Here is a 23,728-nt window from a genome sequence, read left to right as displayed (position 1 = left end):
GCGATCACCGGAGGTCCGAGTCAATGGTTTGGACCAAAGAAGGACTAGACCACTCCCAGCACAAATCCACACGTCAGAGACTTGAGAGCACATCAGAAACCGCTCGCCACCTAGGGTGACGAGCGGTTTAAGGCTGCCTTGAGACACCCCGCGGCAAGGTTTCGGCAACAAACCAGCCGAACTCCCGTTCCGCGGTCTCAACCCGCCCGCGGAGCCCCGACCGGCAGCCCGTACGCATCTGCGACCAGCCCGTACGAGCGCAACCGGACGTCTCCGCCGTGGGCGTTGGCGGTGAGCATCAGTTCGTCCGCGCCGGTCCGCTTGGCCAGGTCGTCGAGTCCGGAGCGGACCTCGTCCGCGGTCCCGTACACGATGTCGGCGAGCCGGCCGTCGACGAACTCCCGCTCCAGCGGGGAGTAGGCGTACGCCTCCGCCTCCTCGGGCGTGGGGATCAGACCGGGGCGCCCGCTGCGCAGCCGCAGCATGGACAGGGCGCCGGTGAGCACCTGGGCACGGGCCTCCCGCTCGGTGTCGGCGGCGAGCGCCGCGACACCGATGACCGCGTACGGGGCGTCCAGGACGGCCGAGGGCCGGAAGCTCTGCCGGTAGAGGTCGAGGGCGGGCAGGGTGCCGGCGGCCGAGAAGTGGTGGGCGTAGGCGAAGGGCAGGCCGAGCTGGCCGGCGAGGCGGGCGCTGAAGCCGGAGGAGCCGAGCAGCCAGATCGGCGGCCGCCCGGCGGGCCCCTGCACCGGTCCCGGTACGGCGTGCACGCGGGCGTAGGGGTGCCCGTCGGGGAAGTCGTCGTCGAGGAAGCGGATGAGCTCTCCGAGGCTGCGGGGGAACTCGTCGGCGGCCTCGTCCAGGCGTGCGGGCCCGCGCAGGGCGGCCGCGGTGCGCTGGTCGGTGCCGGGGGCGCGGCCCAGGCCGAGGTCGATCCGGCCGGGGGCGAGCGCCTCCAGGGTGCCGAACTGCTCGGCGACGGCGAGGGGGGCGTGGTTGGGCAGCATGACGCCGCCCGATCCGAGCCGGATGCGGGAGGTGTGCGCGGCGAGGTGGGCCAGGATCACGGCCGGGGAGGAGCTGGCGACGCCGGGCATGGAGTGGTGTTCGGCCACCCAGTGGCGGTGGTAGCCGCGGGACTCGGCGAGCCGGGCGATCTCCACGCTGGTCCGCAGGGCCTCGCCGGCGGTGCTGCCGGCGCCCACGGTGACGAGGTCCAGCACCGACAGGGGCACGGGGGCCCGGCCCCGCGCGGAGCCGCGGATCTCGTCGCGGATCCCGTCGCCGGGCCCGTCAGGACCCTCGTCGCGGCCCTGCCGGCCGGCGTCCCCGGTGTCACTCATCGTCGCTCCCGTCTCGATTCACGTCCGTACGACATCCGTACGACAGACGTACCGAGGGGAGAACCCCGCGCGACCGCCGGGCATTCCCGGCATTCCCGAGGGGCAGGGTGCATGACCTTGGCATATGCCGAAGGAGTGGATCGGGACGGACCGACTTGATTGAGCCATCAATCTCTTCAACAGCCGCTCCGTACGGGCCCCTTCGTGGCTATCGTGGGACGGCAAGCGGTAGCTACCTGCTAGGGGGAAACCGTGGCGCTGAAGCCCGAGCCGACCGCGCCGTTCCACTCGGTGCAGTACGCCCTGCGCGTACTCGAAGCGATCGCGCGGCACGCCGGTGGCGTGACCGGCGCGCAGATCGCGCGCGAGACCGGCCTGCCCGCGGTGCACCTCACGCCGATGCTGCTCATGCTGCGCCGGGAGGGCTACGTGCTGCAGGTGGCCGACGGCGCCTACGCGATCGGCGACTCCCTGGTCCTGCTCGGCTCCGGCGCCGACCGCGAGCAGGCCCTGGCGGACAAGCTGCAGGACACCCTCGACCGGCTGCGGGACTCGGTCGGCGCGGCCGTCTACATCAGCAGGTACGTGGACGGAGAGGTCCGGATCACGCAGTTCGCGGACAGCCCCCGCACCCCGAAGGTGCACGAGTGGGTCGACTTCCGCTCCGCCGCGCACGCCAGCGCGGTCGGCAAGTGCCTGCTGACGCAGCTCGACCAGGACGGGCGGCGCGACCACCTCGCGCGGCACAAGACCGCCCGGCTGACGTCGAAGACGATCGTGAGCGAGCGGGTCCTCTTCTCCCAGCTGGACGCCCAGCCGGCCACCGTGCCGGTGCTGGACCTCCAGGAGTACGCGGTGGGCACCGTCTGCGCGGCGGTCCCGATCACGGCGGGGGCCTCGGTGGGCTGCCTGGCCCTGTCGATGCCGGTCGAGCACGCCCACCGGCTGCGCGCCGCGGCGGAGGCCCTGAACCGCAAGGCCGCACCGCTGCTGCTGTCGCTCACCCTCTGAGACGGAGCAGAGCGGGGCGGGGCGGGCCGTGGATGGCGCGACCTCGGCGGCCGGGGCTGCCGTGGCCGGAAAACACTTCGGGCGGTTCCCGGTGAACCGGAAACCGCCCGAAGGACAGGTGCGCCGCCAGGGACTCGAACCCCGGACCCGCTGATTAAGAGTCAGCTGCTCTAACCAACTGAGCTAGCGGCGCCTGCCGACAGAGAAAATACTACCCGGTCCCGCGGGGTGCTCGAAACCACTGCCCGTGCAGGTCCGCGGGCCGGCCGGAGCGCCGGTTCAGCGGGCCGGCAGGTCGGTGCGGTCGTGGGCGGCGTAGGCCGCGAGGAGGTTCGCGAGGTCCGCTCCGGTCAGCGGGCGGTACGCGCCGCCGGGGGCGCGGTGCCAGACCGGGTCCGGGCAGCGGAAGCCGGCCCGGCGCAGGGCGACCCGGTGGACCTTGTTCGTGGCGGTGACCGGCATGGCCGGAACGATCCGGACGTAGCGCGGGGGCATCTTCGTCCCCAGGTCAGGCTGGGCGGCCAGGAACGCCGCGAAGGCCGCGGGGTCGAAGACCGCGCCGTCGCGCAGGGCGAGGGCCGCCATCACCTGGTCCCCCGCCACCTCGTCCGGGACCGCGTAGACGGCGACGGCCGCCGCGTCGGCCCAGCGGGCCAGGATGTTCTCGATGACCGCCGCGGCCAGGTTCTCGCTGTCGACCCGCAGCCGGTCGTCCGTGCGCCCCGCGAAGTAGAGGAAGCCCTGCGCGTCGCGGTAGAAGAGGTCGCCGGTCCAGTACCAGCCGTCGCGGGTGCGGGCGGCCTCCGCGTCCGGGTTGCGCCAGTAGCCCTCGAAGAGGCTGCGGCCCCGGTTGACCAGCTCGCCGATCGCCCGGTCCGCGTTCAGCAGCCGGCCCCGGTCGTCGAAGACGGCCGGCGGGCAGGTGCGGCCGGTCTCCGAATCGATCACCGCCAGGTCGTCACCCGCGCCCGCCCGGCCCAGTGCGGCCGGCGGGGTGTCCGGGGTGCGCTGGACGGAGGCGCCGCCCTCGGTGGCCCCGTACCCCTCGACCAGCGGGACCCCGAACCGCTCGGTGAAGCGGGCCGCGTCCGCCGCCCCGGCCTCGGTGCCGAAGCCGAGCCGGAGCGGGTGCTCGCGGTCGTCGGGGCGGGGCTCGGTGGCCAGGAGGTACTGCACGGCCCGGCCGACGTAGGTGAAGTACGTCGCGCCGTGGGTCCGTACGTCGTCCAGGAAGGCCGAGGCGGAGAAGCGCCGGCGCAGGGCGACCGCGGCGTCGCCGGCGAGGGCCGGGAGCCAGTCGGCGATGACGGCGTTGCCGTGGAAGAGGGGCATGCAGACGTAGTGCACGTCGTCGGGGGTGACCGAGAACCGGCGGGCCAGGGCGGCCCCGGCGGCGGCGAGCCGGCCCTGGGTGCAGATGGCGGCCTTGGGGGCGCCGGTGGAGCCGGAGGTGAAGTAGAGGAGCAGCCGGGAGCCGGGGCCGGGGGCGCCCAGGGTCGCGTCGCCGGGCTCGGCGGCCGCGTAGGGGGCCAGCAGCGCCGCGTACTCCTCGGTGCCGGTGACCAGGACGCGTACGCCGGGCAGGTCGAGGCCGCGCAGCAGCGGCAGGTGGGCGGGCTCGGTGATCAGCAGACGGCAGTCGGTGTGCAGGATGTCGCGGGCCAGCTCGGGGCCGCGCCGGGTGGGGTTGATCCCGGCGACGGCGGCCCCCGCGAGGGCCGCCGCGCCGAGCCAGAACGGGAACTCGGGGGTGTTGTCGAGCAGCACCCCCAGGTGCGGTTCGGCCCCCGGCGGCATGAGGTCGACGAGGAGCGCGGCACGCGCGGCGGCCTCCTGGGCGGTCCGGTGCCGGGTGAGGACCCCGTCCTCGTGTTTCAGCCCGGGCCGGTGGTCGCCCCATTGGCGCGCCACGAGCTCCGCGACGGTCCCCGGTGCAGTCGTCGTCCGCATGCCGCCGGAGGTTAGCTGACGTTACGTCAGAACTGAACGTCCGAGCAGGAGTAGAACGCCATCGGGGTGTCGTTGACGGTCCAGACCGCGAGGATCATGTGGCGGCCGGACTTTCCGGCCGGCAGGGTGCCCTGGTGGACGGTGGTCTGGGAGGGCCGGGCGCCGTTGTAGGCGACGGTCAGGAAGGGCTGGGGGTCGAGCGCGGCGCGGGTGAGGGGCTTGGTGGGGTCCCAGCCGTTCTTCGTCGCGTAGTACTTGAAGTCGGTGGTGGAGTGGTTGGCGGTGAACTGCCAGCGGAAGGAGTAGCTCTGCCCGCTGGTCACCTTGGTGGTGGGCCAGGTGCCGCCGCGCTGGTTGTCGAGCTCGGCGAACTGGCTGTTGCCGCCGGCGCAGATCTTGCCGTCGGCGGGGCCGGCGGCCGGGAAGCCCTTGAAGCCCTCGACGCTCTGGGGCTCCCACTGGATGGCACCGCAGTCGGACACGGTCTTGTTGGCACAGAGCTTCTGGCGGCTGATGGGGGTGTCGGTGTAGCCGTGGCTGCTCGCGCTCGGGGCGCTGAGCAGGGTGATGCCGGCGACGAGGCCGAGTCCGAGCGCGGCGGCGCCGGCCCGTCCGGGCATGCGGGAGTGACGCATGATGCTCCTTGAACATGGGGGGAGTTCGGCGAGAGCGTGCGCACGCAGGGCGGTGCTGCCGGCCTCGGCGATGGCGTTGGTGCCGGGGCCGGCGGGTGTGGGGCTCGCCGTTCGGATTTAGGTCTAGACCAAGTACCAGATTATTGACGAGAGTTGGCCGTGTCCATACCAACGGAAGAACGGGTGGTCCGGTCGGCCCGGACCACCCGTTCCCGCGGCGCCGCGGTGGCCGCCGCCGCTACTCCGCGCGGCCGGTGTAGAACGCGACCGTGAGGTCCTTCACCAGGGCCTTGCGCTCGTAGTCGTCGAGCTCCACGATCCCGCGCGAGGTCAGCCGGTGGACGGTGTCGTCCACCGCGTCCACCACCGACGTCAGCACGGTGTCGCGGTGCTTGGCGTCGATCGCGGCCACCCGGCGGCGGCGCATGGCCTCGGCGACCTCGGCGGCGTACTCGATCCGGGTCGGCTGCGCCGAGAACACCTCGATCCCGACGGCCTCGGTCTCCGCCGCCAGCAGCCGGGTCAGCGCGTCGCCCACGGCCTCCGCGTCGCGCAGGGTCGGCGCGTCCTCGTGGAACGCGTCGGCCGGGAGCTGGGACAGCACGCGCGCCATGGCCGACTCGACCTGTTCGGCGAGGTACGCGGTGTGGTCGGCCACGGCGAGGGTGGCCCGGGCGGTGTCCTTGACCTGCCAGACCACCTGGACGACGACCTGGAGGGCGAGGCCGCCGGAGTCCACGGCGGGCATGGGCTCGCTGCGCCAGTGCCGCAGCCGTACGTCGACCCGCCGGCGCAGCAGGAGCGGGCTGACCCAGGTCAGGCCGGTCCGGCGGACCGTGCCGCGGTAGCGGCCGAAGAGCGTGAGCACCCAGGCGTGCCCGGCCCGGGCCCGGCCGAGCCCGCCGAGGGCGAGCAGGGCGACGACGCCGAGGAAGGCGAGCGGGGGCCAGTGGGTGGCGCGCAGCCCCTCGTAGGGGCGCGGGGTCGCGCCGAACGCCGCCGCGAGCGGGGCGGGGACGGCGCCGGCCCGCCAGAGCACCGCCGAGCAGCCGGCCAGGGCGAGACCGCCGACGAGCACGCCGATCCAGCCGGGCAGCACGGGCCCCCGGTGCTCCCGCAGCCGGTCGTCGCCCCGGGGGACGCGGCGCCCGGGAGCGGGTCGCCGCACGGCTGCGGGGCGGGCGGGGGCGGGGCGGGGCGCCGGGGCGGACGGCATCGGTCCGCCGCGGAACGGCAGGTGCGCCGGCACCTCGGTGACGGCGCTGCCGCGCAGCGGTGCGACGCGGGGGATGTCCTGGGTGTCGTCGTCCTCGGCCGCCTCCCGGCGCAGCCCGCGGGTCACGGCCAAGGCCACGATCTCGGCCGCCCCGGGCCCGGGCACCCCGGAGTGCGCGGGGGTCCGGTGCGCGGGGTCCGGGGCGGGGGCGGGCTCGTTCCGGAGCTCGGGCTCGGTGCCGGTACCGGTCTCGGGCTCGGTCTCCGCCTCGGGTTGCACGCGGGCGGCGGGTACGTCGCCGTACGGGCTCGCCCCGCCCTCCGGGGCCTCGGCGTACCGGGGTGCCGGGTGGTCCGGCCCCGGGCCCCCGGTGGGCGGGGCCTCGCGGGGCGCGGCGACGGCCGGGGCCTCGACCGGGCGGGCGTACGCGGGGGACGCACCGTACGGAAGCGGCCCGGGGGCCGGCGCCGCGGCCTCGCCGTAGGGGGCCCGCGCGGGCTCCGGCGCGGGCACCTCGGCCGCCGGGGTCGGGCGGGTGTGCGGCAGGACCGGGACGGCCGCGTCGGCGCGGGCGTGCGGCTCGGCCTCGGCCGGACCGGCGTACGCCGGAACCGGGGCGACCTGCGCCTGGTGCTCCGCCGGAGCCGGGAACGGCACCGGGACCTGCGCCGGCGCCGGGCCTGCGGCCTCCCCGGCCGGGACGGCGAGGTGGGCCGCGACCGGGTACGGGACGGCCTCCTCGGCCGGGGCCGTGCGGTGGGCCGGGGCCTGCGACACGGCCGTGGTGTGGTGCGTGGCCGAAGCCGGAACCGGCGCCGGAGCCGCCATCCAGCCCGGGACCGGGGCCGGGGCGGGCGCCTGGGCGTGACCGGCAGCCGGAGCCGCGGCCCGGCTGGGGACCGCCGGGACGGGAACCGGGTCGGGCGCCGTGGCGGAATCCGGCGCCGTGGCCCGGCCCGGGAGCGGAAGGGCCACTGCGGGAGCCGGGTCGGGCCCCGTGCCGAGGACCGTGGCGGAATCCGGCGCCGTGGCCCGGCCCGGGAGCGGAAGGGCCACTGCGGGAACCGGGTCGGGCGCCGTGGCGGAATCCGGCGCCGTGGCCCGGCCCGGGAGCGGAAGGGCCACTGCGGGAGCCGGGTCGGGCCCCGTGCCGAAGACCGGAGCGGAATCCGGCGCCGGTGCCGTGGTCCGGCCCGGGGCCGGGAGGGGCGGGGCGGATGTCCGGGCGGGCTCCGGGGGTGGGGTCGAAGCCGTGGGCCCGGTCGGCGCCGGGGCCGGGGTGGCGGTCGGGTGGGGGGCGGCCGGTGCCGGTCGCGCGGGGCGCGGGGGTGCCGGGGGGAGGTGGAGGGTGCCCGTGGTCGAGGTGGTGCGGGTGGGGTACATCGTTGCCTCCGTCATGCGAACAGCCGGCGCCAGGTTTCCGGTCCCGGGTAGCCGTCGGCCGCGGCGCCGCGCCAGCCCTGCGCGCGCTGGAACGCCTCGACGGCCCGGCGGTCGGCCTCGCCCCAGCGGGGGCCGGGGCCGGATGTGTAGTACGTGCCGAAGCCCTTGGCCAGCAGCATGCGGCCGAGTGCCGTGACGGCGTCGTGGGCGGAGCCGGGGCGGAAGACGGCCGCCCCCGGGTACGCCCGGACGCCGCCCGGCCCCGCCGTCTCCGGCACCGGCGGGATGTCCTTGCCCTGGCGCTCGACCAGCAGCCGCCAGGTGTGCGCGCCCGGCGTGCCGTCCGCGTCGGCCCCCGTCCAGCCCTGGGCCCGTTGGAAGGCCTGGGTGGCCAGCCGGTCGGCGTCCGTCCACCGGCGGGACGCGCCCTGCGGGTAGAAGCGCAGGGCGCCGCGGTCGATCAGCATCCGGCCCAGCTGTTCGATGTGGTCGCCGGTGCGGCCCGGGCCGAACGTCGCCGCCCCCGGGAAGGCCTTCGCGACCGGGGTGGCCGGTTTGCCGTCCGGCCCTTGGCCCTCCGGGACGATCCCGCCGGTGACCCCGTTGAACCGGTACGGCAGGTACTTCGCCGCGTTGTTCCAGTAGCCGTAGGGCGTGACCTGCTTGCGCGTGGCCGGTTTCGTCTGTTCGTAGGCGATGTAGTGCGTGCGGCTCTCGTCCGCCCAGCCGCCGAAGAGTGTGACGTGCGAGCCCTTGTTGGGGTCGGCCGGGTTGTGGAAGAGCAGCATGTCGCCCGGCAGCAGTTCGTCCTTGGTGATCCGGGTGGCGAAGGTGTGCAGGCTGCCGGTCCACTCGTTGGTGCCGAGGTTCCACGCCATCGAGACGTAGCCCGAGCAGTCCTGCCGGTATCCGTCGGTCCAGTACTCGGACATGCTGTACGGGACCTTCGCGTCCAGCCACAGCTTCGCCCGGTTGATGATCGTCGACCGGTCGATCCGCTTCGCCGCGCTCGGCGCGCCCGGTGCTCCGGGCTTGCCGACCGGGCCGCCCTTGGGCCCGTGCAGCGGGGCCGGCCGGCCCTGCGGCGAGCCCGGCTCGTCGTGGGAGACCGGGCCGGGGGGCGGGGTGGTGCGCGCCGCCGCGACCCCGCCGCCGCTCAGAACCACTCCGGCGGCGGTGGCCAGGACCAGCGCCCGGCGGGCGCCGCGCGCGGAGGGGTGTCCGCCGTCCCGGGGCGCTATGGCCCGCGCGCGGGCGAGGGAGCGGCGGCGTTGGGCGCAGCCCTTGCACGCGCAGTCGCCCGCGGGCTCGTACTCCTGGAAAACGGGCATCGGCATCTGCACACGTGCCGGAGGCTGCATCGTCATGCGGTTCCGTCCACTCCCCTACTCGTCCACTGGTCGATCCGTCCCGTATCTGGCGGGGCATCAGATGCGTACGGCCAAGACATATCGTGCACGACAAAACCCTTAAACATGGGTTAATCGGACAAGGCGGGCGTGGCTGGTCACGAGCACCTGTGGGGGTGGGGTAGAGTTTTCCCTGTCACCAAGCGCCGCTAGCTCAGTTGGTTAGAGCAGCTGACTCTTAATCAGCGGGTCCGGGGTTCGAGTCCCTGGCGGCGCACAGACACCGGAAGCCCCGCACGGCGAAAGCCGTGCGGGGCTTCTGTCGTCACCGCGTGCGGGGTCGTCCGCGGTCATCCGTACGGACGCGGGGCCCGGCACGATCCGAGGGCGACGGCCTAGGCGGCCGTGCCCGGGCGGACGCCCGCGCCGGTCAGGTAGGCGGAGACCACCACGTTGGCCGTGTACTGCTTGGCCGCCTTGTCGTACGAACCGCCGCAGGTGACCAGCCGCAGCTCGGCCCGGCCCGCGACCCGCTGGCCGTACGCCTTGTGCGGGTCGAAGCCCGCGCGCTCGTAGACCCGAACGTCCTCGATGGTGAACTCGGCGACCGAGCCGTCCGCGCGCACCACCCGCACCTTCTCGCCCGGCTGCGCCGAGCCGAGGCCGAAGAACACCGCCGGCTTCGCCTTGGTGTCCACGTGTCCCACCATCAGCGCGGTCCCGGCCGAACCCGGCTGGGTGCCCGCGCCCCACCATCCGACCGTGCCCGGGCTCGCGTACGGGGGCGGTTCGATGGCGCCGTCGTCGTCCAGGCCGCGGGAGATCACCGGGGCCTGGATGCCTATGGAGGGGACGTCGAGCCGCTGCGGCGAGGCCCCGGGCAGCGGGGCGTGCGCCGCCGGCATCCCCGGGGCCGGCGCCCCGCCGGCCGGGCCGGTCGGCGGGGCCGGGACCCCGGTGAGCTGGCGGCCCCACAGCCACAGGCCGAGGACCAGCACCGACCAGGCGGCGAAGGTCAGCAGCCGGCTGCCGCCGGCCCTCCGGGGCTCGCTCATTCGCCGCTTCGGCGCCGCCGCAGGGCCAGCGCGCGGCCCGCGACGGCCAGGGTGGCCGCGGCGGCGAGCAGGGCGCCGATCACGGTGTGCGGCATGCCCGGGCCGCCCCCGGAACCGTGGTCCTTCTTGGCGGCCGCGGCCAGCCGGGTGGTCTCGGCGAGCTCGGCGGACATCCCGCCGCCGCCCGCGTGGACCGGCCAGACCGGCGAGGCGTGATGGCTGGGGCGGTGGTGGGTGATCTCGATGGAGCCGGTGGCCCGCTCGTCGCCGTCGCAGAACACCCGGATGGAGTGCCGGCCGGGCGAGGCGTACGAGCTGATCACCGCCTCGCCGTAGAGCGGGCTGCGGCCGCCGTCGCGGCCGTACAGGTCGACGTCGGCCGCGAAGACGGGCGACTTGGCCGCGCCGCGGTTGTTCTCGCAGCCGTGGACGCGCAGCTTGACCTGCGCTCCGGGGTGGGCCGGGTTCGGATCGACCGAGATGCTCCCGCGGCCGCCGCGGTCCTCTTCGCCCGCGAGGGCGGTGGGCGCGGTCACCGCGGTGAACGCCGTCAGGACGGCGGCCGCACCGGTGACACGGAGAGCGATGGACATGCTGCGCATGGTGAACCTCCTCTTCAAGGAGGTTCCCGTGCGGCGCGCCGCCCCGCACCCGGAGCGGCGCCGTACGTGTCAGCCGTCCGGGCCGGCCGTGGACCCCGCCCGTACGCCCTAGACCAGGTCGACCAGGTCGGCGATCGAGTCGACGGTCCTGGTGGGCCGGTAGGGGAACTTCTCGGTGTCGGCGACCGAGGTCAGGCCGGTGAGGACGAGGAAGGTCTGCATGCCCGCCTCCAGCCCGGCGAGCACGTCGGTGTCCATCCGGTCGCCGATCATCGCGCTGGTCTCGGAGTGCGCGCCGATGGCGTTCAGCCCGGTCCGCATCATCAGCGGGTTGGGCTTGCCGGCGAAGTACGGCTTCTTGCCGGTCGCCTTGGTGATGAGCGCGGCGACGGCGCCGGTGGCCGGGAGCGGGCCCTCGGTGGAGGGGCCGGTCTCGTCGGGGTTGGTGCAGATGAAGCGGGCGCCCGCGTTGATCAGGCGGACGGCCTTGGTCATGGCCTCGAAGCTGTACGTGCGGGTCTCGCCCAGGACCACGTAGTCGGGCTCGTGGTCGGTGAGGATGTAGCCGATGTCGTGCAGGGCGGTGGTCAGCCCCGCCTCGCCGATGACGTACGCGGTGCCGCCCGGGCGCTGGGCGTCGAGGAACTTCGCGGTGGCGAGGGCGGAGGTCCAGATGTTCTCGACGGGGACGTGCAGGCCCATGCGGCTGAGGCGGGCCTGGAGGTCGCGCGGGGTGTAGATGGAGTTGTTGGTCAGCACCAGGAAGGGCTTGCCCGAATCCCGCAGCCGCTTGATGAAGGCGTCCGCGCCGGGGATCGGGGTGCCCTCGTGGATGAGGACCCCGTCCATGTCGGTGAGCCAGGATTCGATCGGCTTGCGCTCTGCCACGGGACTGTTCTCCGCTCTGCGGGGCCTCTGACCTCGGGGGCCTCTGGTCTGAACCACCTTATCCGGGTCGGGGCCCGGACGCGGAGGCCGTCCACGGCCCGGACGGCCCGCCGGGCGGGCGGGCCGTCCGGGCCGGCGCGGCGGGTCAGCCGAGGCGGACGTCGTCGACGGTCCAGTACCAGTTGTTGTTGCCGCTGTAGCGGAAGCGGACCTGGACGTCGGTGGCTCCGGCCGGGACCTGGAGGGCGAGGGACTCGGCCTTGGCGACGGCGTCGGCGGTGTAGGTCTTCACCACGGCCGGGGTGCCGCCGTTGTACGAGACCAGGACCTGGGCGCTCTGGCCGGCCTCGTGGCGGTAGTGGGTCTGGAAGGTGAGGTTCTTCGTGCTGCCGCCGCTGACCGCCCACTTGGGGGTGACCAGGGTGGAGTCGAAGGTGCCGGTGTGGCTCTTGTCGTCCCACTCGTCGGAGTCGGCGACCGCGAAGACGTCGCGGGAGCGGACGTTGAGCTCGCGCCACTGGTCGCGCTGCGACTGGCTCCAGAACTCGTCGGTGGCGAAGGCCCAGCCCGCCCACTCGGTGACGCCGCCGGTGCCCATCCTGGAGTTGTCCACGGTCCAGCCCGCGGGCGGGGTGTGGGTGAACCCCTTGGTGGCGGCCGGGATGCCGGTCTCGTCCGCGCGGGCCCGGAGCACCGGGCGCAGGGTGTCGAAGGGGTCGTTGTCGGGGGCGTTCAGCGGGACGCCGTCGATGCCGGCGGTGGCGACGCCGACCTGGGCGAGGGCGGTGGCGGCCACATCGACGAGGCGTACGTCGTCGCGGACGGAACCGGCCGGGATGCCCGCGCCTCGGGCGAGGACGAAGGTGCCGCGCTCCTGGATGGTGGAGCCGCCGTGGCCGCCGCCGTCGGTGTGGCCGTGGTCGGTGGTGACCAGGACCTTCCAGTTCTCCTGGGCGTAGGTCGGGCGGCTCTGGACGGCCGTCAGCAGCCGGCCGACGAGGGTGTCCACGCGGCCGATCGCGTTCAGGTACTCCTGGCTGGCGGCGCCGGAGGTGTGGCCGGCGTGGTCGATCTCGCCGAGGTAGACGAAGGCGGCGTCCGGGTTCTGGTCGCGCAGTTCCGCGGCGGCCGCGGCGGCGATCTTCGGGTCCTCGCTGCCGTAGCCGTCGCGGTCGCCCTTGAGGGAGAGCCGCTTGTCGACCTTGGCGGAGAAGATCGGGCCGTTCTGGTCGGTGGAGGTGATGGGCTCCCAGTCGGCGGCCGCGTAGGTGTTGAGCGCCGGCTTGGCGTTCTCGATGCGGGTCAGGAAGTCCGGGTAGGCCGTGTAGTTCTTGCCGGTGAAGGAGTTGTCCTTCACCCCGTGCTTGTCGGGCCAGACGCCGGTGGCGATGGTCGACCAGCCGGGGCCCGAGGAGGTGGCGGCCATCGGGTTGGCGTAGAGGGTGCTGCGGGCGGTGAGGCCCTGGGCCATCAGGCCGTTGAGGTTGGGGGCGTTGGCGGCCTTGACGCGGTCGAGGACCGCGCCGTCGATGCCGATCACGAGGACCTTGTCGACGGTGGCCGCGGACTCCTCGGCGACGGCGGTGTGCACGCCGAGGGCGGTGGCGAGCAGGGCGGTGGCGGTGGCGGCCACGGCGAGGGTGCGTCCGGACGGGACAGCAGGGGACACGTACTCCTCCGGGAGTATTCGTGGGGATGGCGCGACGGGTGGTGCGGGGTGGGTGCCGGGCCCGGACCGGTGCGGTCTTCGGTCCAGACCCGTTACCTAAACGACACCGTGCGGGGCGTCGCTGCGCAGGTGCCACTCTCCCGGCCGCGGGTGGCCGGGACGTGACGGATCAGCTTCCGGTTGCCGACTTCCACGCGTCCACGTAGCCCGTGAGGTTCTGGTCGATGTCGGCCCAGTCGGGCTCGAAGACCTCGACTCCCGCCATGATCCTGGTGAGTTCGACGGCGTTGGCGTCGGTCGGCTTGACGTCGGTGCGGGCCGGGAAGCCGCCGCCGACCTCGCTGACCAGCTTCTGGGAATCCTCGGAGAGCAGGAAGTCGAGGAGCTTCCGGCCGTTGGCGGTGTGCGGGGCCTTGTCGACCAGGCCGGCGGCGTACGGGAGGGCGAAGGTGGTGGGCTTCCCGCCGTCCTTGGCCGGGAACCAGATGCCCAGGTTGGGCATGGACTTGGACTGCGCGAAGTTCATCTGGACGTCGCCGTTGGCCACGAGGAGCTCGCCCTTGTCGGTCTTGGGCGCGAGCTTGCTGGTGGAGGAGGACGGGCCGACGTTGTTGGCCTGGAGCTTCTTCAGGTACTCCATCGCCGGTTCCTTGCCGCCGAAGTCGTGCATCGACTTGACGAGGACGGCGGTTCCGTCGCCCGCGACGCCCGGGGTGGAGTACTGGAGCCGGCCCTTGTACTTGGCGTCCAGCAGCTCCTCCCAGGTCTTGGGGGCCTCGGCGAGCTCCTTCTTGTTGTAGACGAAGCCGAAGTAGTTGTTCACGACGGAGGTCCAGGTGCCGTCGGCGGCCTTGTTCGCGCCGGAGACCTGGTCGGAGCCCTGCGGCCGGTACGCCTGGAGGAGCCCCTTGCCGCCGGCCTGCTGGATGAACGGGGGCAGGGTGACCAGGACGTCGGCCTGCGTGTTGGTCTTCTCGCGCAGCGCGCGCTGGACCATCTCGCCCGAGCCGCCCTCGACGTACTTGACCTCGATGCCGGTCTTCTTCGTGAACGCGGCGAAGACCGTGTCGTACCAGCCGTCGCCCTTGTCGCTCTTGAGGCCGTCGGCGCTGTAGACGGTGACGACCTTCTCGCCGGCCCGGGAGTCGGCCGAGGAGGCGCCGCCGCAGGCGGTGAGGGTGGAGGCGAGGGCGAGTCCGCCGGTGACGGCGGCGGTGCGCAGGAGCAGGCGGTGGCGGCTGTTGCGGTTGCTGGGCATGGAACTTCCTTACGGGGAAAGGGAGTCGGCAGTGGTTCAGCGGGGGGTGTGCGGAGCGCGGCGGCGGTGGGGGCGTCGCCGCGGTCAGCGGTAGGTGGCCTTGGTGCGGATGCGCGAGACGGCCAGCAGGACGATCAGGGTGGCGGTCATCAGGACCACGGCGACGGCGGAGCCGCTGAAGAGCGAACCGCGGTCGGTGGCGGTGAACACGCGGACGGGCAGGGGCATCCAGTCCGGCGGGTAGAGCATCATCGTCGCGCTGAGCTCGCCCATGGACAGGGCGAAGCAGAGCCCGGCGGCGGCCGTGAGGGACGGCAGCAGGAGGGGCAGCCTGACCCGCCAGAGCACGTACGCGGGGCGGCCGCCCAGGGAGGCCGCCGCCTGTTCGTACGCCGGGTCGAGCCGGACGATCGCGGCCGAGACCGACTGGTAGGCGAAGGCGGTGACCAGGACGGTGTGGGCCAGCACCACGATCGACCCGGTGCCGTTGAGGAGCACCGGCGGCCTGCTGAACGCGACGAGCACGGCGAGGCCGACGACCACCGAGGGCACGGCGACGGGCAGCACGAACAGCGCGTCCAGGGTGCGCCTGCCGCGCTTGCCGAGGGCGGCGGCGGCCAGCGCGGCCCAGGTGCCGACGGTGAGCGCGAGCAGGCTGGCGGTCACGGCGGTGACCAGGGAGGTGGTCAGGGCCCGGAGGGACTCGCCCTGTACGGCGGCCGCGTAGTTCCCGGTGGTCGGGCCGGAGGGGAGGGCCCCGGACCAGTGGGTGGCGAAGGAGGCCGCGACCACGACGAGCAGGGGCAGGGCGAAGAGGGGCAGGAAGAGGAGGGCGAAGAGGGCCCAGGCGGCCCAGCGGCCGGTCCTGTTATGCACCAGCACGCTTGCTCACCACCCGGTAGAGGCCGAACAGGCCGACGGATATCGCGATGTTGACGACGGCGACCACGCAGGCGGCCGGGTAGTCGGATTCGAGGATGGCCTTGCCGTAGACCAGCATCGGCAGGGTCGTGACGCCCTTGGCGCCGGTGAACAGGACGATGCCGAACTCGTTGAGGCACATGACCAGGACGAGGCCGCCGCCCGCGGCGAGGGCCGGCAGGGCCTCGGGCAGGATCACCCGGCGCACGATCCGGGCGGGGCGGGCGCCGAGGCTCGACGCGACTTCCAGCTGGGCGGTGTCCAGTTGGGAGAAGGCAGCGAGCAGGGGGCGCATCACGAAGGGCGTGAAGTAGGTGATCTCGGCGAGGAGCACTCCCCAGGGGGTGGCGAGGAAGTGGAAGGGGCCGTCGGCGGCGCCGGTGAGGTCGGTCCACAGGCCGTTGGCCATGCCGACGGTGCCGTAGACGAAGAGGAGGGCGAGGGTGACGAGGAAGGAGGGGAAGGAGAGGAAGACGTCGATGAACTTGGCGACGGCCCGGGCCCCGGGGAAGGGTACGAACGCGATGATCAGGGCGAGGACGAACCCGAGGACGAGGCAGCCGGCGGTGGCGCCGACCGCCAGCCACACGGTGGTCCCGAGCGCCTCGCGGAACGCGCGGGAGGCGAAGACGGAGGCGTAGGCGTCGAGGGGACCGCCGCCGTTGTCGGGGGTGAGGGACTGCCGGACGACGAGCGCGAGCGGATAGAGGAACACCAGGGCGAGCACGGCGACGGGCGGCAGCGCCCACCAGTGCGCGGCCACCCCCCGGGCGCGCCGCGGCGGCCGGGGTCCGCGACGGGCGGCGTCCGGGGGTCCCGGCGCGGGGTCCGGGCGCCGCGGGTGCGGGGCCGGGACGATGGCGTGCGGGGCGGCCGGGTGCGGTACGGCCGGCGCGGCGGGCGGGGCCGGGGGGCGGGCGGCGTCAGCCATCGCCGACCCCCGCGGACAGCAGCACCGCGTCGCGCGGCTCGAAGTGCAGGGTGACCCGGTCGCCCAGGGCCGGGGTCTCGCGCAGTTCGGGCAGGTCGGCCTTGACCCGGTGCCCGTCGACGTCCACGTACAGCCGGTGCGTGGAGCCGCGCCACTGGACCTCGGCGATCGTGCCGCTCAGCGCGTTCGGCCCGTCCCCGAGTCCGAGCAGGTGGGGGCGTACGCACAGGGTCGCGCTCGCCCCCGGCACCGCGCGGCCCCGGTCGAGGGCCAGCGGGCGGCCCTCGAAGACGGCGCCGGTGTCCGCGACGGTGACCGGCAGCAGGTTCGCGTTGCCGACGAACGAGGCGGTGAACTCGGTGCGCGGGGACCGGTACAGCTGCTGCGGGGTGCCGCAGTCCTGGAGCCGGGCCCGGTCCATGACCGCGATCCGGTCGGCGAGGGTGAGCGCCTCCACCTGGTCGTGGGTGACGTACAGGATGGTGACCTCGGGCAGTTCGCGGTGGAGCCGCGCCAGTTCGGCGAGCATCCCCGAGCGCAGCTGCGCGTCGAGCGCGGACAGCGGCTCGTCGAGCAGGAGCACTCCGGGCCGGATGGCCAGCGCGCGGGCGATGGCCACGCGCTGCTGCTGGCCGCCGGAGAGCTCGCGGGGGTAGCGGTCGGCGTAGGCCGCCATCCCGGTCATCTCCAGGGCCTCGGCGACCCGGCCGGGGACCTCCGCCCTGGGGGCCTTGCGGGCCTTGAGGCCGAAGGCCACGTTCTGCGCCACCCGCAGGTGCGGGAAGAGCGCGTACTGCTGCACCACCATGCCGATGCCGCGCTGGTGCGGCGGGAGCGCGGTGACGTCCCGGCCGCCGATCAGCACCCGGCCCGCGGCGGGCCGGACGAAGCCGGCGACCGCGCGCAGCGCCGTCGTCTTGCCCGAGCCGGACGGGCCCAGCAGGGCCATCACCTCGCCTGGCTCGACGGTCAGGTCGAGGGAGTCCAGGACGGTGTGGTCGCCGTAGGAGACGCGGACCCCGTCGAACCGGATGCCGCTCACACCGGCTCCGCGAGCAGGGCCGGGAGCCCGGCGACCGAGTCCAGGACGTGGGTCGCGCCGTGGTCCAGGAGCGCGGCGCGGTCGTGGGCGCCGGTGAGGACGCCCGCGACGAGGCCGGCGCCGGCCCGTCGGCCGCTGAGCATGTCGAAGGCGGTGTCCCCGGCGACCACGACGTCGCGCACGTCCACCGCGGCTCCGGTGCGCAGGAAGGCGGCCAGCACCATGTCCGGGTGGGGGCGGCCGCGGCCGCCCGCGTCGGCCGGGCAGAGGGTGAGGTCGGCGAGGTCCCGCCAGCCGAGGGCGTCGAGGATCGCGTCCTGGGTGACCCGGGCGAAGCCGGTGGTCAGGACGACGGTGCGGCCGTCGGCGCGGAGCCGTTCGATGGTCTCGCGGGCGCCGGGGAGCGGGGTGACGAGGCCGCCGTCGACCAGGTCGGCGTACGCGGTCTCGAAGGCGGAGTTGGCGCGGTGGGCCAGCTCCTCGCTGCCGAAGAGGTGGCGGAAGACGGAGATCTTCGACTCGCCCATCGTGTCGCGGACGTAGCGGAGCTTCTCGGCGTGGTCGGGCGTGCCCGGCCGCACGCCCAGGTGTTCGGCGGCGCGCTCGAAGGCCCGCTCGACGAGGCCGCCGTCGGCGACGGTGGTACCGGCCATGTCGAGCACGACCAGCGTGCGGGGGCCGGCGGGGCGGGCGGGCGGGGCGGTGGCCGTCCCGGTGGCCTGCGCGCGCTGCGTGGCCCGCGCGGTGTTCGGGTGCGGGTTCGGGTGGGGGTGCGTCATGTCGGTCCTGCCCGTCGTGTCGGTCATCCGGCTCACCAGCCCAGTTCGTTCGCGGTGGTCTCGGCTATGGCGGGCGAGCAGGTCATGCCGCGCCCGCCGGGGCCGGTCACCAGCCAGATGCCGTCGGCCACCTGCTGGCGGTGGACGACGCGGGTGGTGTCGGTGCACTGCGCGTACACGCCCGCCCAGCGGCGCCGGACCTTCGGCAGCGGCCGCCCCAGGAAGGATTCGGCGACCCCGGTGAGGTGCTCGTAGGGGTCTTCGAGGGTGTCGAAGGCGAAGGGGTGCTCGTACTCGTGGGTGTCGCCGATGGTCAGCCCGCCGTCGCTGCGCTGCACCATCAGCAGCTGCATGGCGTGCGCGGCCGCGACGGGCGCCTGGTCCTGTCCGGCGTTCAGTTCGTCGAGGGCGGGCGAGGCGTAGGCCGGGTAGTAGCGGAAGCTGTCGGCGTCCGCGACCGAGGTGGTCAGTTCCTCGCCGAGCGGCGCGGTCTGCATCATCTGGAGGCGTACGCGCCGTACGGGCAGGTCGGGGGCCAGCTCGCGGACCAGGCCGGACAGCCAGGCTCCGGTGGCGAGGACGACCGCGTCGCCGCGGTGGACGTCGCCGTGGTCGTCGCGGACCGCGCCGGGGCCGGCCGCCGCGCGGACCTCGCGGCCGGGGAGGAAGGTGTAGCGGCCCGTGGCGCGCAGGGCCTCGCGGAGGTGGAGCTGGGCGGTGCGCGGTTCGACGGCCGCGTCCCGCTCGCACCACAGGGCGGCCTCGAAGTCGCCGCGCAGGGCCGGGTTGAGCGCCCGTGCCTCCGCGGCGGTGACCAGCGCGTAGCCGCGGGCGGCGGCGTCGGGCCGGGCCACGGCCGCCCGGGCGACCGCGTGTTCGCGGGCGGTGCGGACGGGGGTGAGGGAGCCGATGGCCCGGAAGCCCAGGCCGGGCACCTCCGCGCCGATGCGCTCCCAGAGCTCGCGGGCCCGCAGGGCGGTGTCGAGCTCCTCGCCCCCGGCCCGCCCGCTGACCCAGATCTGGCCGAAATTGCGCAGGGACGCTCCGCGGGCCTCCGCCTCGCGCTCGATCTGGACGACCTCGTGGCCGCGTTGGACTGCTTGCCAGGCGTGCATGGTGCCGACCACGCCGCCTCCGACGACTATGACTCTCACGCCGACCAAGGTGGTCGCGTCCCGTGGCCCGCGGGGAGCGGCCGGGCTACGGGCCGGTGAACAGGCCTCAACGTTTGGACTAGACCCGTTATCTTCTCGTGACATCGCGACGCCCCTTTCGAGGCGCTGTGAGGGATTTCGTTCGGACTATTCGGGCCGCAGGCGGGTCGTGAAGCTGAACCGGTCCCCACGGTAGAGGGAACGCACCCGCTCCAGCGGGCTGCCTTCGCGGTCCCGCGAGAAGCGGTGGATGAGCAGCATGGGCAGCGCGGGCGGGGTCCCGACCAGGAGGGCCTCGCGGGGCGTCGCGAGGACCGTCTCCAGCTTCTCGTCGGCCTCCCCGAAGGCGATGCCGAGGCTGTCGCGGAGGTAGCCGTAGAAGGAGGAGTCCGGCTGGAAATCGCTGTCCAGGCGGGGGGCGCGGGCGACCCTGATGTAGGTGCTCTCCAGGCCGACGCGCTCGTCGTCGGCCAGCAGGACGCGCTCCAGGTGCCAGACGGGTTCGCCGGCCTGCGCACCGATGCCCGGGGCGAGTTCGGGCGGGCAGGGGAACTGCTCCAGCCCGATCAGGTGGCGGCCGGGCCGACGGCCCTGACGGCGGACGCCCTCGGTGTAGCTGGCCAGGGAGAGCGGCTGCTCCAGCTTCGGGCCGGCGACGACGGTCCCGCGGCCGGAGCGGCGCAGCCGGCCCTCCAGCAGCAGCTCCCGGAGGGCTTGGCGGACGGTCTCGCGGGAGACCTCGTACCGCTCCGCGAGGTCCCGCTCGGTGGGCAGCGGGCCCCCCTCGCCGAGCTCGTCGAGGAGCTCGGCGATGCGGGCCTTCACGGCGTAGTACTTGGGGATGCGCCCGTGCTCGGGGATGCCGGAGCGGACGGGCGATCCGGGCCGGTGGCGCTGGGTCTGTTCTTCCACGGAGGGACTCTATGCGGGCCGGGTGTACGGACGGCGACGGGACGGCGCGGGGGCGCGGGCGGACGGCCGGGGCGGGGCGGGACTACTGCGCGGAGGCGTCCCTGGGGCGGCCGTCCCGGGTGCGCAGCCGCCGGGCGCCCAGCAGCAGTCCGCCGCCGGCGGCGAGGGCGGCCGCGGCGCCGACGCCGAGCCCGTAGGCCCGGTCGCGGGGCCCGGTGTGCGCGAGGGAGCCCGCTTCGGCGCCGTCCTCCGGGCCTTCGACGGTGAAGCGGTAGCCGCCGGCCTCGCCGACCCAGTCCCCGTCGTCGCCCTTGCGCTGGACCAGGGCGGCGTCGGCGACGACCTCGCCGGTGGGGGCGTCGGGGGCGAAGGCGAGGGAGACCTTGACGGTGAGGGTGCCGCCGGAGGCGACGGTGAAGCCGGGGAAGGCGTCGCCGCCGTCGAAGACGGCGATGATCTCGTCGCGGTCGGTGTGCTCCAGGCTGACGGGGAAGGGGCCGCCGGAGGCGGCGAAGTCCATCCGCAGGTGCGCGGGGCGCAGGGCGCGGGCCGTGTCGGTGAGGACGACGACGGGGTGGATGGCCGTGCACACGGAGCCGGTGGAGTTGGTCAGGTCCAGGTACCAGCTCTGCGGGTCGCCGCCGGTGCGGTACACGGCCGGGCCGCCCCTGATCCGCGCCCCGATCGGGAACGCGGGGCTCTTCCCGTCCCCGCAGGTGGCCTTGGCCCGGGACGGGAGCGCGGGCGCGGGGCGGGCGCCGCCGCCGGTCCCGACATCGGCGCCGGCGGGGGGCGCGGCGGTGGCCAGGGCGGCGCAGAGGACGGCGGTGAGGGCAAGGGCTTTGCGCAGTCGCATGGAAGACCTTCGCTTGCTCGCCGGACGGGACGATGATCGGACGAGGTGACGATCACCCCGGCCTGCCCGCACCCTGTCACGCCCGCGCGACCCCCTGCGGAGAGCCACGCGCGCACCACCCCGGTTTACGCCCGATCGGCGCACGGGGTCACGGCGCGGCCCGGGCAGGGGCAGGGCCGGGTGGGCGGGGCAGGGCAGCAGGGGCGGGGCGGCCGGGCCGGGCGGGGCGGCCCCTGTTCAGGCGCGGCCGAAGAAGGGGGCCAGGCAGAGTTCCGCCGCACCCTGCGCCACTTCGCCCGGGGCCGGGGCGACCGCGGGCGGGTCCGGGGTCAGGGAGCGGGCCTCCAGGACCGCGCGGACGCCCGCCACGAAGACCTCCGGGGCCGACGCGACGACCCGGCCGCCGAGCAGGACGTGGTCCACGTCCAGCAGCGCGACCAGGTTGGCCGCGCCCTCGCCCAGGATCCGCGCGGCGCCGGGCAGGTCGCCCCGGGCCACCGCGTCCAGGCAGAGCACCTCCGCGCAGCCCCGGGCCCCGCACCGGCAGGGCGGCCCGTCCAGGCGGAGCACCTGGTGGCCGAACTCCCCCGCGGCCGAGCGCACCCCCCGGTGGATCCGCCCGCCCAGCCGGAGCCCGGCCCCGAGCCCGGTACCGACGTGGAGGTACACGGAGTCGGCGGGCCCCGTCGCGGCGAACGGCGCCGGCGCCGCCGCGGGACCGGCAGGGCCGACGGGATCGCCGGCCGCCCGTGCGATGAGCTCCCGTGCACCGGCCTCGCGTGCGGAGAACTCCCGTGCCGAGGCCTCCCGTGCACCGGCCTCCCCTGCCGAGGCCGCCGGCCGGGCCGGACCGGCCAGGGCCGCCCCGGCGTTCGTGTCCTTGTCCAGGACCACGGGCAGGCCCAGCCGCCGCTCCAGCACCTCCCGCAACGGGTACCCCTCCCAGCCCGGAAAGCCCGTCACCCGGCCCAGCACCCCGGTCCGGTGGTCCAGCGGTCCCGGGGCGGCCACGCCGACGCCCAGCAGCGGCGGCCCGGACGGGTCCGCCAGCCGCACGACCGCCCGTACGACCGCCCCGGCCGCCGCCTCCGGACCGGCGCCGAAGTCCAGCGGGCCGCCGGTCCGGGCGAGGACCGCACCCGCCAGGTCGACCCGTACGGCCCGCAGTTCGTCCCGGTCCAGGTGCACCCCGAGCGCGTGGCGCGCCTGCGGGGCCAGCCGGAGCAGGGTGCGCGGTTTGCCTCCGGTGGACGCGGCGCGGCCGGCGTCCGCGAGCAGCCCCTCCGCCGCGAGCCGCGCCGCGATCTTGCTGACGGCCTGCGGGGTGAGCCCGGTACGGGCGGCGAGCTCGGCGCGGCCCAGGCCCGTCGGCCCGGCCCCGCGCACCAGGTCCAGCAGCAGCGCCTCGTTGTGGCCGCGCAGCGCCGGGAGGTTCGCCCCGCCGCGCACACCCGCGCGCCCGTAGGCCGCCGTCCTGCCCTCGGCACCGTCCGCACGCCCGTCCGTACCCCTGTTCACCTGGCCATTGTCCACCTTCCTTGCACTTTGGCAACACTGTTGCCAAAGTGGAGCCATGAACGCCACCGCCGCTCCCACCGGTCCCCTCCGCGTCGGCCTCATCGGCTACGGACTCGCCGGTTCCGTCTTTCACGCGCCCCTCGTCACCGCCACCGGAGGCCTCGTCCTCGACACGGTCGTGACCTCCGACCCCGAGCGGCAGGCGCAGGCCCGCGCGGCCTACCCGGAGGTGCGGATCGCCGCGTCCGCCGACGAACTGTGGGACCGCGGGGACGCTCCGGCCCTCGACCTCGTGGTGATCGCCACGCCCAACAAGACGCACGTCGCGCTGGCCACCACCGCCCTCGAAGCCGGCCTCCCCGTCGTCGTGGACAAGCCGCTGGCGGCCACCGCCGCCGAGGCCCGCGCGCTCGGCGACCTCGCCGAGCGGACCGGGACGTTCCTGTCGGTCTTCCAGAACCGCCGCTGGGACAACGACTTCCTGACCGTGCGCCGTCTCGTCGCGGACGGAGAGCTCGGCGAGGTGCAGCGGTTCGAGTCCCGCTACGAACGCTGGCGCCCGCAGCTCAAGGGCGGCTGGCGCGAGTCGGGGGCGCCGGAGGAGATCGGCGGGCTGCTGTACGACCTCGGCAGCCACGTGGTGGACCAGGCCCTGGTGCTGTTCGGTCCGGCGGTCCGCGTCTACGCCGAGGCCGACGTCCGCCGCTCCGGCGCCCGCGCCGACGACGACACCTTCATCGCCCTCACCCATGCGAGCGGCGTCCGCTCGCACCTCTACGTCAGCGCGACGGCCGCCCAACTCGGCCCGCGCATGCGCGTCCTGGGCTCGACCGCGGGCTACGTGAAGTACGGCCTGGACCCGCAGGAGGCCGCCCTGCGCGAGGGGCTGCGGCCGGGCACGGGCGCGCCGTGGGGCGAGGAACCCGAGCACCTCTGGGGCCGGCTGGGCTCCGGCGAGTCCCCGCTGACCGGCGGCGGGACGCCGGTGCCGACGCTGCCGGGCGACTACCCGGCGTACTACGCGGCGGTGGCCGCGGCCCTGCGCGAGGGCGGCTCCGCCCCGGTCACCGCGTACGAGGCCGCGGCCTGCCTCGACGTCCTGGAGGCGGCGCGGACCTCCTCGCGCGAGGGCGTGGCGGTGGAGGTCCCGGCGGCCGCGGAGCGGTAGGGCACCACCCGGCGGCACGGCGGCCCGTCCGGACGGCGCGGCCCGGCGGGCGATGGTCCGGACGGCCCGGGGAAAGCCGGTCGCGCGG

The 23,728-nt window shown here is 74.9% G+C and carries 21 protein-coding genes and 2 tRNA genes; 4 read left to right on the top strand and 19 right to left on the bottom strand.

Features of this window, described 5'->3' with window-relative positions; all coding sequences use genetic code 11:
- Window positions 1-197: 197 nt before the first annotated feature.
- On the bottom strand, window positions 198-1,343 hold the full coding sequence (locus CP968_RS21130; RefSeq protein ID WP_150519485.1) for an LLM class flavin-dependent oxidoreductase: 1,146 nt from the start codon (window positions 1,341-1,343) through the stop codon (window positions 198-200).
- 252 nt (window positions 1,344-1,595) lie between these two features.
- Between CP968_RS21130 and CP968_RS21125 the strand changes: the two genes are divergently transcribed.
- Window positions 1,596-2,354 carry an IclR family transcriptional regulator gene (locus CP968_RS21125; RefSeq protein WP_150519484.1) on the top strand — a complete coding sequence of 253 codons (759 nt, stop codon included), beginning with the start codon at window positions 1,596-1,598 and terminating at the stop codon, window positions 2,352-2,354.
- Between the two features lie 119 nt (window positions 2,355-2,473).
- Here the strand turns inward: CP968_RS21125 and CP968_RS21120 are convergent.
- The 5 genes from CP968_RS21120 to CP968_RS21095 form a co-directional block, all read right to left on the bottom strand.
- Window positions 2,474-2,547: transfer RNA gene (locus tag CP968_RS21120), tRNA-Lys, on the bottom strand.
- Between the two features lie 86 nt (window positions 2,548-2,633).
- Entirely contained in the window at window positions 2,634-4,304 is a 1,671-nt protein-coding gene (locus CP968_RS21115) for an AMP-binding protein (protein WP_150519483.1), read from the bottom strand.
- Window positions 4,305-4,330: 26 nt separating this feature from the next.
- Window positions 4,331-4,924 (bottom strand): lytic polysaccharide monooxygenase auxiliary activity family 9 protein, encoded by a 594-nt coding sequence (locus tag CP968_RS21110; RefSeq protein ID WP_150522041.1) that lies wholly within the window; start codon window positions 4,922-4,924, stop codon window positions 4,331-4,333.
- A gap of 253 nt (window positions 4,925-5,177) precedes the next feature.
- Window positions 5,178-6,932 (bottom strand): SPFH domain-containing protein, encoded by a 1,755-nt coding sequence (locus tag CP968_RS34940; protein ID WP_229886577.1) that lies wholly within the window; start codon window positions 6,930-6,932, stop codon window positions 5,178-5,180.
- Between the two features lie 617 nt (window positions 6,933-7,549).
- The gene (locus tag CP968_RS21095; RefSeq protein WP_150522039.1) at window positions 7,550-8,875 is read right to left on the bottom strand and encodes a peptidoglycan-binding protein; all 1,326 of its coding nucleotides are present in this window, start codon (window positions 8,873-8,875) and stop codon (window positions 7,550-7,552) included.
- A gap of 215 nt (window positions 8,876-9,090) precedes the next feature.
- Here CP968_RS21095 and CP968_RS21090 point away from each other — a divergent pair.
- Window positions 9,091-9,164, top strand: a tRNA-Lys gene (locus tag CP968_RS21090).
- Between the two features lie 118 nt (window positions 9,165-9,282).
- Here the strand turns inward: CP968_RS21090 and CP968_RS21085 are convergent.
- Both CP968_RS21085 and CP968_RS21080 read right to left on the bottom strand, forming a co-directional pair.
- On the bottom strand, window positions 9,283-9,942 hold the full coding sequence (locus CP968_RS21085; protein ID WP_150519482.1) for a class F sortase: 660 nt from the start codon (window positions 9,940-9,942) through the stop codon (window positions 9,283-9,285).
- Complete coding sequence (locus CP968_RS21080; RefSeq protein ID WP_229886579.1) at window positions 9,939-10,535, bottom strand: hypothetical protein; 597 nt, start codon at window positions 10,533-10,535, stop codon at window positions 9,939-9,941. Before CP968_RS21080 ends, CP968_RS21085 begins: the two co-directional genes overlap by 4 nt.
- Between CP968_RS21080 and CP968_RS35390 the strand changes: the two genes are divergently transcribed.
- Window positions 10,534-10,656: a hypothetical protein gene (locus CP968_RS35390; RefSeq protein WP_268253285.1), complete on the top strand. Its 123-nt coding sequence runs from the start codon at window positions 10,534-10,536 to the stop codon at window positions 10,654-10,656. The two genes, CP968_RS21080 and CP968_RS35390, sit on opposite strands and share 2 nt — an antisense overlap.
- Here CP968_RS35390 and CP968_RS21075 read toward each other — a convergent pair.
- From CP968_RS21075 to CP968_RS21025, 11 genes are all read right to left on the bottom strand, one after another.
- The gene (locus CP968_RS21075) at window positions 10,653-11,432 is read right to left on the bottom strand and encodes an HAD-IIA family hydrolase (protein ID WP_150519481.1); all 780 of its coding nucleotides are present in this window, start codon (window positions 11,430-11,432) and stop codon (window positions 10,653-10,655) included. The two genes, CP968_RS35390 and CP968_RS21075, sit on opposite strands and share 4 nt — an antisense overlap.
- Window positions 11,433-11,577: 145 nt before the next feature.
- Entirely contained in the window at window positions 11,578-13,101 is a 1,524-nt protein-coding gene (locus tag CP968_RS21070) for an alkaline phosphatase family protein (protein ID WP_229886580.1), read from the bottom strand.
- 169 nt (window positions 13,102-13,270) lie between these two features.
- Window positions 13,271-14,359, bottom strand: a complete 1,089-nt coding sequence (locus CP968_RS21065; protein WP_150519480.1) for a 2-aminoethylphosphonate ABC transporter substrate-binding protein — start codon at window positions 14,357-14,359, stop codon at window positions 13,271-13,273.
- Window positions 14,360-14,443: 84 nt separating this feature from the next.
- Complete coding sequence (locus CP968_RS21060; RefSeq protein WP_150519479.1) at window positions 14,444-15,241, bottom strand: ABC transporter permease; 798 nt, start codon at window positions 15,239-15,241, stop codon at window positions 14,444-14,446.
- Entirely contained in the window at window positions 15,228-16,211 is a 984-nt protein-coding gene (locus CP968_RS21055) for a 2-aminoethylphosphonate ABC transporter permease subunit (RefSeq protein ID WP_150519478.1), read from the bottom strand. The genes CP968_RS21060 and CP968_RS21055 overlap by 14 nt, the downstream gene beginning before the upstream one ends.
- Window positions 16,204-17,253 carry an ABC transporter ATP-binding protein gene (locus CP968_RS21050; RefSeq protein ID WP_150519477.1) on the bottom strand — a complete coding sequence of 350 codons (1,050 nt, stop codon included), beginning with the start codon at window positions 17,251-17,253 and terminating at the stop codon, window positions 16,204-16,206. The genes CP968_RS21055 and CP968_RS21050 overlap by 8 nt, the downstream gene beginning before the upstream one ends.
- Window positions 17,250-18,059: a phosphonatase-like hydrolase gene (locus tag CP968_RS21045; protein ID WP_327168149.1), complete on the bottom strand. Its 810-nt coding sequence runs from the start codon at window positions 18,057-18,059 to the stop codon at window positions 17,250-17,252. Before CP968_RS21045 ends, CP968_RS21050 begins: the two co-directional genes overlap by 4 nt.
- Window positions 18,060-18,064: 5 nt before the next feature.
- Window positions 18,065-19,186, bottom strand: coding sequence for a TIGR03364 family FAD-dependent oxidoreductase (locus CP968_RS21040; protein ID WP_150519476.1), 1,122 nt, complete (start codon window positions 19,184-19,186; stop codon window positions 18,065-18,067).
- Between the two features lie 147 nt (window positions 19,187-19,333).
- Window positions 19,334-20,098: a GntR family transcriptional regulator gene (locus tag CP968_RS21035; protein WP_150519475.1), complete on the bottom strand. Its 765-nt coding sequence runs from the start codon at window positions 20,096-20,098 to the stop codon at window positions 19,334-19,336.
- Between the two features lie 82 nt (window positions 20,099-20,180).
- A complete protein-coding gene (locus CP968_RS21030) occupies window positions 20,181-20,954 on the bottom strand; it encodes a hypothetical protein (RefSeq protein WP_150519474.1) in 774 nt (257 codons plus the stop codon).
- Window positions 20,955-21,191: 237 nt separating this feature from the next.
- Window positions 21,192-22,472: an ROK family transcriptional regulator gene (locus tag CP968_RS21025; protein ID WP_229886582.1), complete on the bottom strand. Its 1,281-nt coding sequence runs from the start codon at window positions 22,470-22,472 to the stop codon at window positions 21,192-21,194.
- Window positions 22,473-22,527: 55 nt separating this feature from the next.
- Here CP968_RS21025 and CP968_RS21020 point away from each other — a divergent pair, with 55 nt between their 5' ends.
- Window positions 22,528-23,640: a Gfo/Idh/MocA family protein gene (locus tag CP968_RS21020; RefSeq protein WP_150519472.1), complete on the top strand. Its 1,113-nt coding sequence runs from the start codon at window positions 22,528-22,530 to the stop codon at window positions 23,638-23,640.
- The last annotated feature ends 88 nt before the right edge of the window (window positions 23,641-23,728 follow it).

Origin of the sequence: Streptomyces subrutilus, assembly GCF_008704535.1 — a bacterium.
GTDB classification, from domain to species: Bacteria; Actinomycetota; Actinomycetes; order Streptomycetales; family Streptomycetaceae; genus Streptomyces; species Streptomyces subrutilus.
This window is presented reverse-complemented; position numbering and strand designations above follow the sequence as displayed.

Excerpts from the sequence above, each read along its gene's own strand:
- CP968_RS21130 (WP_150519485.1), bottom strand. The coding sequence starts at position 1,343 with ATGAGTGACACCGGGGACGCCGGCCGGCAGGGCCGCGACGAGGGTCCT.
- CP968_RS21115 (WP_150519483.1), bottom strand. The coding sequence starts at position 4,304 with ATGCGGACGACGACTGCACCGGGGACCGTCGCGGAGCTCGTGGCGCGC.
- CP968_RS21110 (WP_150522041.1), bottom strand. The coding sequence starts at position 4,924 with ATGCCCGGACGGGCCGGCGCCGCCGCGCTCGGACTCGGCCTCGTCGCC.
- CP968_RS21095 (WP_150522039.1), bottom strand. The coding sequence starts at position 8,875 with ATGCCGATGCCCGTTTTCCAGGAGTACGAGCCCGCGGGCGACTGCGCG.
- CP968_RS21085 (WP_150519482.1), bottom strand. The coding sequence starts at position 9,942 with ATGAGCGAGCCCCGGAGGGCCGGCGGCAGCCGGCTGCTGACCTTCGCC.
- CP968_RS35390 (WP_268253285.1), top strand. The coding sequence starts at position 10,534 with ATGCTGCGCATGGTGAACCTCCTCTTCAAGGAGGTTCCCGTGCGGCGC.
- CP968_RS21080 (WP_229886579.1), bottom strand. The coding sequence starts at position 10,535 with ATGTCCATCGCTCTCCGTGTCACCGGTGCGGCCGCCGTCCTGACGGCG.
- CP968_RS21065 (WP_150519480.1), bottom strand. The coding sequence starts at position 14,359 with ATGCCCAGCAACCGCAACAGCCGCCACCGCCTGCTCCTGCGCACCGCC.
- CP968_RS21055 (WP_150519478.1), bottom strand. The coding sequence starts at position 16,211 with ATGGCTGACGCCGCCCGCCCCCCGGCCCCGCCCGCCGCGCCGGCCGTA.
- CP968_RS21045 (WP_327168149.1), bottom strand. The coding sequence starts at position 18,059 with ATGACCGACACGACGGGCAGGACCGACATGACGCACCCCCACCCGAAC.
- CP968_RS21030 (WP_150519474.1), bottom strand. The coding sequence starts at position 20,954 with ATGCGACTGCGCAAAGCCCTTGCCCTCACCGCCGTCCTCTGCGCCGCC.
- CP968_RS21020 (WP_150519472.1), top strand. The coding sequence starts at position 22,528 with ATGAACGCCACCGCCGCTCCCACCGGTCCCCTCCGCGTCGGCCTCATC.